General features: G+C 42.0%; 11 protein-coding genes. All 11 read left to right on the top strand.

Annotation, left to right across the window (positions count from 1 at the left end):
- Positions 1–2 precede the first annotated feature (2 nt).
- The 11 genes from CIK86_RS18055 (at position 3) to CIK86_RS18005 (ending at position 11,664) form a co-directional block, all read left to right on the top strand.
- Positions 3–1,547: an aromatic amino acid ammonia-lyase gene (locus CIK86_RS18055; protein ID WP_011330026.1), complete on the top strand. Its 1,545-nt coding sequence runs from the start codon at positions 3–5 to the stop codon at positions 1,545–1,547.
- The gene (locus CIK86_RS18050; protein WP_011330027.1) at positions 1,540–1,968 is read left to right on the top strand and encodes an acyl-CoA thioesterase; all 429 of its coding nucleotides are present in this window, start codon (positions 1,540–1,542) and stop codon (positions 1,966–1,968) included. The genes CIK86_RS18055 and CIK86_RS18050 overlap by 8 nt, the downstream gene beginning before the upstream one ends.
- Before the next feature lie 21 nt (positions 1,969–1,989).
- Positions 1,990–2,529: an outer membrane lipoprotein carrier protein LolA gene (locus tag CIK86_RS18045; RefSeq protein ID WP_086995816.1), complete on the top strand. Its 540-nt coding sequence runs from the start codon at positions 1,990–1,992 to the stop codon at positions 2,527–2,529.
- Between the two features lie 40 nt (positions 2,530–2,569).
- Positions 2,570–4,831 carry a transporter gene (locus CIK86_RS18040; protein ID WP_086995819.1) on the top strand — a complete coding sequence of 754 codons (2,262 nt, stop codon included), beginning with the start codon at positions 2,570–2,572 and terminating at the stop codon, positions 4,829–4,831.
- Position 4,832: 1 nt separating this feature from the next.
- Positions 4,833–6,113, top strand: a complete 1,281-nt coding sequence (locus CIK86_RS18035; RefSeq protein WP_086995822.1) for an NAD(P)/FAD-dependent oxidoreductase — start codon at positions 4,833–4,835, stop codon at positions 6,111–6,113.
- Positions 6,114–6,269: 156 nt separating this feature from the next.
- Positions 6,270–6,689, top strand: coding sequence for a DUF3261 domain-containing protein (locus tag CIK86_RS18030; protein WP_254910732.1), 420 nt, complete (start codon positions 6,270–6,272; stop codon positions 6,687–6,689).
- Positions 6,686–7,858: a beta-ketoacyl-ACP synthase gene (locus CIK86_RS18025; protein ID WP_086995829.1), complete on the top strand. Its 1,173-nt coding sequence runs from the start codon at positions 6,686–6,688 to the stop codon at positions 7,856–7,858. The genes CIK86_RS18030 and CIK86_RS18025 overlap by 4 nt, the downstream gene beginning before the upstream one ends.
- Entirely contained in the window at positions 7,851–8,321 is a 471-nt protein-coding gene (locus CIK86_RS18020) for a hotdog family protein (RefSeq protein ID WP_225740935.1), read from the top strand. Before CIK86_RS18025 ends, CIK86_RS18020 begins: the two co-directional genes overlap by 8 nt.
- On the top strand, positions 8,318–9,043 hold the full coding sequence (locus CIK86_RS18015) for a 3-ketoacyl-ACP reductase FabG2 (RefSeq protein WP_086995832.1): 726 nt from the start codon (positions 8,318–8,320) through the stop codon (positions 9,041–9,043). The genes CIK86_RS18020 and CIK86_RS18015 overlap by 4 nt, the downstream gene beginning before the upstream one ends.
- On the top strand, positions 9,043–10,272 hold the full coding sequence (locus tag CIK86_RS18010; RefSeq protein ID WP_086995835.1) for a beta-ketoacyl-ACP synthase: 1,230 nt from the start codon (positions 9,043–9,045) through the stop codon (positions 10,270–10,272). The genes CIK86_RS18015 and CIK86_RS18010 overlap by 1 nt, the downstream gene beginning before the upstream one ends.
- A 90-nt stretch (positions 10,273–10,362) precedes the next feature.
- The gene (locus CIK86_RS18005; protein ID WP_011330036.1) at positions 10,363–11,664 is read left to right on the top strand and encodes a DEAD/DEAH box helicase; all 1,302 of its coding nucleotides are present in this window, start codon (positions 10,363–10,365) and stop codon (positions 11,662–11,664) included.
- Positions 11,665–11,701: the final 37 nt, after the last annotated feature.

The following is an 11,701-nucleotide window of genomic DNA, read 5'->3' as shown; positions in this document are numbered from 1 at the left end:
AAGTGCCAGTTCAAAACACACAGCTTTTTGGTCAGCAGCGATTATCAATCGAAAACATTGTTGATATTGCACATAACCATACCCAAGTGCAAATTAGTGGTTGCAGCGAATTTAGTAGCAAAATTAATAGTGCGCTGAGTTTTTTAGATACATTATTAAAAGAAGACGGCGTTATTTACGGTGTAACGACCGGTTATGGCGACTCAGTAACCGTAGCAGTACCATTAAATTTAGTAGATGAACTCCCCCTACATTTAACGCGATTTCATGGATGTGGACTAGGCGATGTATTTAATAAAGTACAAGGACGAGCAATTTTAGCCACGCGGCTTACGTCTTTATCGCAAGGCTACTCGGGTATTAGCTGGGAAATGCTGAATTTACTGCGCGACTACTTAAATCACGATATTGTACCGGTTATTCCTCAAGAGGGATCGGTAGGTGCCAGTGGCGACTTAACGCCATTATCTTATGTTGCTGGTGCTATGATAGGCGAGCGCGACGTATATTATAAAGACACCGTACGTAATAGCTTAGCGGTAATGCAAGAAGTTGGCTTAACGCCGCTCGTGCTGCGCCCAAAAGAAGGCCTTGCAATAATGAATGGCACCGCGGTAATGACCGCATTAGCCTGCTTAGCCTTCGACAGAGCCAATTATTTAGCCAAATTAGCCAGTCGTATTACCGCCATTGCTAGCTTAGCGCTCAAAGGAAATAGCCATCATTTTGATGAAATTTTATTCTCGGTAAAACCTCACCCAGGGCAGCAGCAAATAGCACGTTGGATCAGAGATGATTTAAATCATCACGACCATCCACGTAATGCCGACCGCCTGCAAGATCGCTACTCAATTCGCTGTGCACCGCATGTTATTGGTGTGCTGCAAGACAGCTTGCCGTTTTTTAGGCAAATGATCGAAAACGAATTAAACTCAGCCAACGACAACCCAATTATTGATGGCGAAGGGGAGCATGTACTGCACGGCGGGCATTTTTATGGCGGCCACATTGCCATGGCAATGGACAGCATGAAAACCGCAGTAGCTAACTTAGCTGATTTAGCCGATCGACAAATAGCCTCATTGGTTGATACTAAATATAACAATGGTTTGGCGTCTAATTTATCCGACAGTGCCCCTGAGCGTCGTTATATAAATCATGGTTTTAAAGCGGTACAAATTGGTGCCAGTGCTTATACTGCTGAGGCATTGAAATTAACTATGCCTGCCAGTGTATTTTCGCGCTCTACCGAGTGTCACAATCAAGACAAAGTAAGTATGGGTACCATAGCCTCGCGCGATTGTTTACGTATTTTACAGCTTACCGAGCAAGTGATGGCCAGTACCTTATTAGCCGCTATTCAAGGGTTAAGGCTGCGAATTAAACAAGGCGAATTAGAATTTACGAGTTTAACTGACGATATGCAGCATATGTATAGCGATATAACAGGTTACTTTGAAAACCTGACCGAAGACAGACCAATGGAAGCGGTGCTAAGACAAACTATTAGCTATATTCAAAGCAAACGCTGGGCGCTTTATGAATAATAAAGGCGCATTACTTTCGCACAGCGTAGAAATAGAAATCCCTTTTCATGATTGCGATCCAATGAATGTAGTGTGGCATGGTAATTACCCACGCTATTTAGAAATTGCTCGTTGTGAGTTACTCAGAATATTTGACTACGACTACCTGCAAATGAAAGACTCTGGATTTGCGTGGCCCATTGTTGATATGCAAATTAAATACGTAGCATCAGCTGTATTTACACAAAAAATTAAAGTGGCAGCGTATTTAAAAGAGTATGAAAACCGCTTACGTATTGATTATGTTATTACCGATGCAATCAGTAATAAGCGCATTACCAAGGCGTCCACTACACAAGTGGCGGTAGAAATTAGCTCCAAAGAAATGCAATTTGTTTCACCCCCAATACTTTATGAAAAACTAGCCCCTTTTTTGAAGTAGCTGGCAATTAAAGGAGAAGGAATGACAATGTTTAAATTATTTATAACCAGCGTATTGCTGCTATTTTGTAGTGCATTGCAAGCAAACACGGCATCGCAGGTAAATACCTCATTAAAGGCTGATACAGTAACGGGTGAGTTTAAACAATATAAACAACTTGCTGGTTTTGCATCGCCGTTCGTCTCCTCTGGAGTGTTTTCTCTAAATGCCAAAAAGCTAGTATGGCAAGTAGAACAACCGGTAAAAAGCGCATTGATTGTAGAAAATGGCCAGGTATTGGTTGAAAATGCTAAAGGGGAGTTTGTACCACAGCCAGGCAGTGAGCAGTTTGTAGGGCTTTTAACTGACTTACTCAGTGTAGATATGAGCGCCCTTGCAACACGCTTTAGTATAAAAGCGCAAAACAATTGCCTGCAACTAACCCCAAAAGAAGCGTTGTTACAGCAATTATTTAGCCACTTTACTTTGTGTGAAAGTGATAAAACGGTACACAGCATCATCCTTTATGAGCATTCAGGTAGTAAAACAACTATTGAGTTTAGTTACCCTGAGCAGCCTTAACGGCTCAATCGTTTAAATAGTTAATTAATGGAATAGTGGATTGAAGAAACGAATTGGCATTGTTTTTATTTGGTTTAGTGGTTTAATTTTGCTTTTAACCAGTATATTTTGGCTGACTAAACCTACATTTAGTGCTGATATGTTTAGTTTGCTGCCAAAATCGCATTCTCAATTAGCTTATGGCGAACAGCTGTTTTTTGAAAAAAATGCCCACCGTGTAGTGTTTTCATTTGCTGGTGAGCAAAAAAATAACGCCCACGATGAATTTAATAATTGGCTTGAGCAGCAAGGTATAACAAGCACATTTAATTTTCCCTCTATAAACGCTTTAACAACCACATTTGCGCCTTATAAATATGCACTATTAAGTAAGCCCTATAAGCAAAAAATAGCAGACAAAGCCAGCTTTGAGCAGTTTTACCTGCAGCAATTAAATCAGTTAGGATCGCCATTTGTTAGTGCTACATTAAGTACTGATATTAGTTTAAGTTTAGCTGGCTTTATTAGCGAAAACTTAAGCCAAAGCCAAGTTTTTACTATTAAACAAAACCGCCTCACTCGCCAGTATGAGGGGGTTGAATATGCAATGCTTTTTGCCACACTGCCAGAGCCAAACTTGAGCATTAATAATGCAATTAGCTTAGCTACTAAAATTAAAACGCAAATAAACACCCTAAGTAAAGCGTACCCAAATACCACTATTTCCTATTCAGGGGTGCTGTTTCATACGGCTGAAAATGCCCAACAAGCAAAATACGAAATGAGTTTGTTTGGTGGTATTAGCCTAATGGCACTAATGGTTATGGTGTTTTGGGTATTTAGAGCGATTAGCAGTATTTTATTAGCGAGCTTTACAGTGCTTAGTGCATTAATGGGCGGTGCTATTGTTATGTTATTGGTGTTTAACAGCATTCACTTATTAACCTTGGTATTTGCCGTAACCCTAATAGGCATTGCTATTGATTACGCCTTTCATGGCATGACTGATTTAGCCAAAGTAGCAAATGAAACTGCACAGCAAGCTTCTTCTAACGGCTATAGCAAAGGGGTGAAATCAGCGTTATTACTCTCTTTTATTACGACCGCATTAGGCTACAGCTGCTTATTAGGTGCACCGTTAACTTTATTAGCGCAAGTGGCAGTGTTTGTTATAGCGGGCTTATTTAGTGCATGGCTGTTTACTGTGTTAATTTTACCATTTTGGCAGCAAACACTGCGTGTATCGACATCAAGTTTATTACTCAGTAAAAAAATAACGCGGGTGTTTTTGTACTGTAATAAAATAAAAAAACCACTGTTTATTGCGCTAAGTATAGTGCTTGCAAGCTTATTGGTATTAAAACCGATTGAGTTTAATGATGATATTAGATTGCTTAATGCCAGCTCTGAGCAGCTAATGGCAAGTGAAAAAAAACACTTAACTTTACTAGATCAATGGCGCAGCCATATAGTATTTATTATTGGCGACAATGCACAACACGTGTTACAAAAACAACAGCGGTTAGTTAGCGATTTAACCGCGAGTAACCCGCATATTAAACACAATGCCATTAACCGATGGCTGCCTAGTATTGAGCAGCAAAAAAATAATTTAGCGGTGTTTAATCAAGCTAAAAAAAGTGGTGTGTTTGCACTCACCGAGCAATTAACTGGGCGGCAATTAAGTAGCGGCCCCGCGCAATTTATTACCTATAACACATTATTAAATAGCGAATTTAAACCCTTATTGTTAGCGCAAATGCATGTTGAGCCGCAGCAAGCCATAACCTGGATGACAATTACCAATATTAATACACAGAGCTTAAGCGCCGCGCTTTTAAAAGATGATGGCTTATTGCTATATAATAAACCGCAGCAAATTAGTGCGTTATTAAGCGATTACCGAGCATACTTATTGTTAAGTTTAGTGCTTGCAGGGGCCATTAGTTGGTTACTTTTTAGTTGGCGTTTTGGCGTAAAAATTGCCACTTTACAACTGTTAAGCTTGTTATTAGTGGTTGTTAGCATGCTGTGGGTGTGTAATGCAATTCAAGGCAGCCTGTCGTTATTTAATATGTTGGGCGCGTTGCTAGTGGTAGCCTTAGCTATTGACTACCTTGTTTTTTATCAAATAAATAAGTTACAGCCAAAAAATATATTGGCAATTAGTTTATCTGCAGCGTCTTCTATGTGGGTGTTTGGTATGTTAAGTGCCTCAAGCACCCCTGCTATTTTTAGTTTAGGACTTACCGTAATGGTAGGGATTTTAGCGGTATATATTTTATCGCCGCTGAGTGTATTACCCTCGCAAAAGGAAGGATAAAGTGAATAACCCTGAGCAGTTTGATGTTGTTGTAATTGGTGCGGGCCCCTCTGGCGCACTTGCAAGTAGCCTTTTAGTGCAAAAAGGCTGGCGAGTATTAGTACTTGAGCAACAGATTTTTCCGCGCTTTACTATAGGTGAGAGCTTGTTACCGCAATGTATGGAGTATTTGGCCGACGCTAATTTAGTCGCTCCATTGCATGAACACGCTGCTAGTTTGGGGTTTCAGTTTAAAAACGGCGCTGCGTTTCATCGAGCGGGTGAAAATACCGCGATTAATTTTACCGAAAAATCATCACCAGGGCCAGGTACTACTTATCAAGTGAAAAGAGGGCTGTTTGATAAATTACTAGCCGATAATGCACAGCTGCAAGGGGCTGTTATTCGTTATCAGCACAGTGTTAAAGACTACAAGGTTACTGATTTTTTTGAAAACAGTTCCGATAAAAACAATACCGATAAAAATGGTGGTGCAACCTTATTAGTACACGACGCGCAGCAGCAGCCTTACCAAGTTCAAGCACGCTTTGTGTTAGATGCCAGCGGTTTTGGCCGAGTATTACCTAAACTACTAAACTTAGAGTTACCTTCTAACTTTCCTGTACGCAGTGCTTATTTTAGCCACTTTGTAGATAATATTAGCGATGAAAATTTTGATCGTAATAAAATCCTCATTACCGTACACCCAGAGCACCGAGATATATGGTATTGGCTAATTCCCTTTAGTGATGGCACCGCAAGTATTGGTGTTGTAGCAGAGTCTGAGCGTTTTAATGACGACGAAGCAGAGGTAATGTTAAATCGCTTTTTAGAGCAAGATCCACATTTAAAAGCACTGCTAGCTAAACGCGAATTAATTGGGCCAGCTCGCAGCATAACAGGCTACTCCTCTAATGTGAGTAAGCTGTATGGACAGCACTTTGCGCTATTAGGCAATGCGGGAGAGTTTTTAGATCCGGTGTTTTCATCAGGAGTAACCATTGCGCTTAAATCAGCAAGTTTAATTGCACCTTTGGTCGATCAGTATTTAAAAGGTGAGACGATTGACTTTGAGCAGCATTATGCAAAACCGCTACAAGCGGGAGTTAACTGTTTTAGAACTTTTGTTACAGGCTGGTACGATACGCGCTTTCAAGACGTAATATTTCATACAGAGCAAAACAAACAAGTGCGAGAAATGATCAGTGCAATTTTAGCCGGATACGCATGGGACACGAGTAACCCATTTGTTGCACAAAGTGAGCGCCGCTTAAATGTGCTAGCTCAGCTGTGCCGAACCTAATATGTTGAAATTAATATGCTTAAACTAATACTCCAGCGTGCGCTGATATTGCTAATCTGCATAGTGCTGTCAGCCTGTGCGAGTCAGTTTAGTTCCAGTGCAGCTATAAGCATAGCACCTGCGGCTAGCCTAAATTTAAATAGCATGGCGCCATCAATGTATGGCCGCTCTTGGCAACAAGTGTTATTTATTACCACTGGGCAAGAGCAGCATACCTTGTTATCGCAATTAGCGGTTAATGAGGCGGGAGGGGTCAAGTTGCTGATGATGACCAGCCAGGGCTTTCCAATTGTAGAGCTTGAAAAATCACTCAAAGAGCCAATTAAAGCTAAAAAAATGCTTGTAGGCGTCGATATAAATCCTGCTTATGTATTGGCCGACATTGCCTTAGTACATTGGCCTGTCGCGTTTATAAATGAGCAGCTGAGTGGCGCACTGGTGGAACAAGTAGGCACACACAGACAAGTACTACAAAATCATAAAACCCTGATCACCATTGACTATAACGATGATGCAATTACGCTGCATAATATTGTACGTGATTATAAAATAATATTTAAAAAGGTAACTCAGTGACATATTGGCTAAATAACTTAGGTATTGTTAGTGCGATGGGAGTAGGCCCGCAGGCAACTCTCGATAGCTTAAACAGTTATAACTCTGCAACGCCTATATTAACTCTAAATTCTACACTTAGCGCGCAACAACAGCCGTTATATGTTGGCCAAGTAACCTCGGTTGCGTTGGCGCAAAAAAAACGTATAAATACCTTTATTGATATGTGCTTAGCGCAACTACAAACAACTATTGAGCAATTTTCGCATATCGATAAATCCCGTATTGCGGTGGTGTTAGGCACGAGTACTTCGGGTATTGCAGATGGTGAACGGGCTCGTGCTCATTTTGAACACACAGCGCAATGGCCAAATGACTTTCATTATTATGACCAAGAACTTGCCACCCCAGCACACTATATTGCGCAAAAGCTTGATGCAAAGGGACCCTGTTATAGTATTTCTACAGCCTGTACATCAAGCGCAAAAGCATTACTAAGTGCCCGCGCACTGCTAAAAGCTGATATGGCCGATGTTGTTATATGCGGTGGCGTTGACACCCTATGCCAACTTACTCTCAATGGTTTTGATTCGTTAGCGTCGTTAAGTAGCGGAGTTTGCCAGCCGTTTTCAAGTAGCCGAGACGGCATTAATATTGGTGAAGGCGCGGCATTATTTGTAATGAGTAAAGGCGTAAGCGCAATTACAGATAAAGCAATTGCACTGTACGGTGGCGGCGAAAGCTCTGATGCACATCATATTTCAGCGCCCGATCCCAATGGTATGGGCGCGCAATCTGCAATGCAAAAAGCACTAAAACAAGCGCAATTAGCTGCCCATGAAATTGACTACATAAATGCACACGGTACCGCAACGCTAAAAAATGATGAAATGGAGGCACTTGCAATTAATCGTGTGTTTGGCAACAATACGCCACTTAGCTCAAGCAAGCACTTAACTGGGCATACCTTAGGAGCTGCAGGCGCAATTGAAGCCGCGCTATGCTGGCTACTTCTTAAAGAGCAAGGCCAGTATGCATTGCCGTATAACGTATTATCAACAGGCGGTAACTTGGCCGATGTAAAAATAATAAAACAAGCATTTAAGCCCAAATTGCGTTACTGCTTGTCAAACTCATTTGCCTTTGGTGGCAATAACGCCAGTTTAATTTTAGGTATTGCCGATGAATGAGCTGAGCAGTAATCATTACGCAATTGAGCAGTTGCTTGCCCACGACGCACCAATGATTTTAATTGACACTTTAACGCATTATAGCGCCGAGAGTGCGCGTTGCCAGGTAACGATTACACCGCAAAGTGCGTTTTATAATGCCGATATTGCCGGTGTACCCAGTTATATTGGGGTTGAGTATATGGCGCAGTCAATAGCCGCTTACGCAGGCGCATTAGCAAACGATGCAAATGAGCCTCCTAAAATAGGCTTTTTAATTGGTACGCGTAAATATCAAACCCATCAAGCGTGTTTTAAAGTTAATAGTAGTTTAACTATTAAAGTGCATAAGCTATATCAAGAAGAGTCGGGATTGAGTGTGTTTGAATGCCAAATAATCCACGGCGATACATTAGCATGTGAAGCAAAAATTAATGTTTTTCAGCCCGAAAATCCGCTGGAATTTATAAGAGATAATCAATGACAAAACGAATTTTAGTCACAGGTTCAAGCCGTGGCATAGGCAGGGCTATTGCGCTTAAATTAGCATCCCAAGGGTATGACATTACAGTGCATTGTAAAAGTGGTGTGGCAGATGCACAAGCAACTTGCGCAGCAATACAGGCATTAGGCCAAGCTACTAGCTTATTACAATTTGATGTATGCGACAGAGCCGCCGCCAAAGCACAAATAGAGCAAGACATAGCCCAGCATGGTGCTTATTATGGCGTGGTATGTAACGCAGGTATTACCAATGATATGGCGTTTCCGGCTATGCAAGGCGAGGACTGGGATTGCGTTATTCGTACAGGGCTTGATGGCTTTTATAATGTGGTGCACCCCACGGTAATGCCTATGGTGCAAAACCGTAAAGGTGGGCGTATTGTAACCATGGCTTCTGTATCGGGCATTGCCGGTAACCGTGGGCAAGTAAATTACAGTGCGGCAAAAGCCGGTATTATTGGCGCTACAAAAGCGTTGTCGTTAGAGTTGGCTAAGCGAAAAATAACCGTAAACTGCGTTGCACCTGGGTTAATAGAAACCGCAATGACTGACGAGTTACCGGTAGACGAAATGCTAAAAATGATCCCGCTTAAGCGTATGGGCACAGTAGAGGAAGTTGCGGGTACTGTGGCATTTTTAATCTCAGATGATGCGGCCTACATTACCCGCCAAGTCATTTCAGTTAACGGTGGTATGGTGTAATGAAGCGCGTTGTAGTGACAGGTATGTCGGTGATCACCGCACTTGGCGATGAATGGTCGGTATTTAAACAAGCACTGATCAGAGGCGAAAATGCAGTGACCACTATGCCACAGTGGGACAAAGCACCAGAGCTTAATACGCGTTTAGCGGCGCCGGTTACTCATTTTGAGCGACCGAGTCATTATAAACGTAAACAAATACGCTCAATGGGGCGAGTGGCGCTTATGTCAACATGCGCTACAGAGTGCGCGTTAGAGCAAGCCCAGTTACTCAATCATAGTAGCTTAACCGATGGCTCTACGGGGATTTCTTATGGCTCATCTATAGGGTCAACCCCGCCGTTACTCGCGTTTGCCAATATGATGGAGTCGGGCTCTATGTCTGGGGTAACAGCCACTAGTTATATTCAAATGATGGCGCATACTGCTCCGGTTAATGTTGGAGTGTTTTTTGGCTTAAAAGGGCGAGTGATCACCACAACCTCAGCCTGTACCTCGGGCTCACAAGGTATTGGTTATGCCTATGAAGCAATAAAATTTGGTCGTCAAAAGGTGATGGTTGCTGGTGGTGCAGAGGAGTTATGCATTACCGAAGCCGCAGTATTTGATACCTTATATGCTACCAGCACAAAAAACGACACACCCACATTAACCCCTAGGCCATTTGATAAAGACCGTGATGGATTAGTGATTGGCGAAGGTGCTGGCACACTGATTTTAGAAGAGTACGAACACGCAAAGGCCCGTGGTGCCACTATACTGGCAGAAGTGGTGGGTTTTGGTTGTAATAGTGATGGTGAGCATGTTACTCAGCCTACCTCTAAAACAATGCAAATAGCGATTGAACAGGCCCTACAAGATGCTAATTTAACTGCCCAGCAAATTGGTTATGTAAGTGCGCACGGCACTTCAACCGATCGAGGCGATATAGCAGAGTCGCATGCCACTTTTAACGCTTTAGGGGCAAAACCCATTAGCTCTTTAAAAAGTTATTTAGGCCACACTTTGGGCGCATGCGGTGCTATTGAAGCGTGGGCGACGATTAATATGATGAATGATAACTGGTTTGCCCCCACAATAAACCTCACCGAGGTGGATAACGATTGCGCTCAACTTGACTACATAATAGAGCAAGGGCGAGAAATTAACACCGATTATGTAATGAGTAATAACTTTGCTTTTGGCGGTATTAATACCTCTTTAATATTTAAACGCTATAAAACAGATTAAACCATGCAAAAGTAAAGTAATGACTAACTGTTAGCACTTTTTTACTGTATAATTTGCGACCCTTGATAATGTGGCCGCAGGTTATACACCATGAATTTTAAATCTTTTAGTTTTGCTCCTGAACTTGTTCAGGCGTTAGACGAACTTAACTATCACACCCTTACGCCCATTCAGCGCGCAGCAATTCCTGCTGTTCGTAAAGGTAAAGACGTTTTAGCAAGTGCACAAACGGGGACGGGTAAAACCGCCGCGTTTGCGCTACCAATTATTCAAAAATTATTTGAGTCTGAAGTAAGCACTACTAATGCTCCGCATGCTTTAGTTTTAGCGCCTACGCGCGAACTTGCAGAGCAAATAGCAAATAACTTTAAAGACTTCGCAAAACACACTTCGTTAAAAGTAGTCAGCTTATTTGGCGGTGTTAACACCGCAGGCCAAGCTAATGCACTTAAAGAAGGTGTTGATATTGTAGTAGCAACGCCAGGGCGTTTACTTGATCATATTCGCTTAGGTAACTTAAGCCTTGCCAGCGTAAAGCACTTAGTACTTGATGAAGCCGACCGTATGCTCGATATGGGCTTTATTGAAGAGATGCAAGGCGTTATAAAAAGCTGCGCTGACGATCGTCAAATCTTGTTGTTTTCAGCTACTTTCCCAGCAGCAATTAAACAGTTTGCATCTAAAGTATTAAAACAGCCAGAAATAGTACGTGTTGATCAAACAAACAGTACTGCTAGCACTGTAGCGCATGTGGTTTACCCAGTTGAAGAGCGCCGTAAGCAAGAGCTGCTTTCTGAGCTAATTGGTAAGAAAAACTGGCAGCAAGTGTTAGTATTTGTAAACATGAAAGAAACAGCCGATGAGCTAGTAACAGAGCTTAACCTTGATGGCATTCCGGCTGCGGTTTGTCATGGCGATAAGTCACAAGGTAATCGTCGTCGTGCGCTGCGTGAATTTAAAGAAGGTAAAGTACGTGTATTAGTGGCAACAGAAGTTGCGGCGCGTGGCATTGATATAGACGGTTTACCGCGTGTAATTAATATTGACTTACCTTGGCTTGCAGAGGACTACGTACATCGTATTGGTCGTACTGGCCGCGCAGGTAAAGAAGGCCAAGCAATTTCGTTTGTAAGCCGTGAAGAAGAAAACATGTTGTTTGAAATTGAAACCTTAATTGGTCAAAAAATTAAACGTGTTTACTTAGAAGGCTATGCAGTAAGTAACCGTGAAGTATTAATTGATAAAATTGGCAAAAAGCCTGCACACTTACGTCGTACTCGTGCTAATAAGCCATCTGGTCAAGCAACTGGCGAAGCAAGAGCAGTAAATCGCTCACGTATTTCTAAAATACGTAAAAGCTTAAAAGGCGAAAAACTGTCGCTTAAAAAGTAATTAATAATGCGCTAACCTAATATGGTTATTTGCAGTT

The sequence above is a fragment of the Pseudoalteromonas sp. JB197 genome, assembly GCF_002332205.1.
Lineage (GTDB): Bacteria > Pseudomonadota > Gammaproteobacteria > Enterobacterales > Alteromonadaceae > Pseudoalteromonas > Pseudoalteromonas nigrifaciens.
Note: the sequence above shows the minus strand (reverse complement) of the source record. Positions and strands in the feature narration are given on the sequence as shown.

Coding starts and splice junctions, on each gene's coding strand:
- CIK86_RS18050 (WP_011330027.1), top strand. CDS start 1,540: ATGAATAATAAAGGCGCATTACTTTCGCACAGCGTAGAAATAGAAATC.
- CIK86_RS18045 (WP_086995816.1), top strand. CDS start 1,990: ATGACAATGTTTAAATTATTTATAACCAGCGTATTGCTGCTATTTTGT.
- CIK86_RS18030 (WP_254910732.1), top strand. CDS start 6,270: ATGTATGGCCGCTCTTGGCAACAAGTGTTATTTATTACCACTGGGCAA.
- CIK86_RS18020 (WP_225740935.1), top strand. CDS start 7,851: ATGAATGAGCTGAGCAGTAATCATTACGCAATTGAGCAGTTGCTTGCC.
- CIK86_RS18015 (WP_086995832.1), top strand. CDS start 8,318: ATGACAAAACGAATTTTAGTCACAGGTTCAAGCCGTGGCATAGGCAGG.
- CIK86_RS18010 (WP_086995835.1), top strand. CDS start 9,043: ATGAAGCGCGTTGTAGTGACAGGTATGTCGGTGATCACCGCACTTGGC.
- CIK86_RS18005 (WP_011330036.1), top strand. CDS start 10,363: ATGAATTTTAAATCTTTTAGTTTTGCTCCTGAACTTGTTCAGGCGTTA.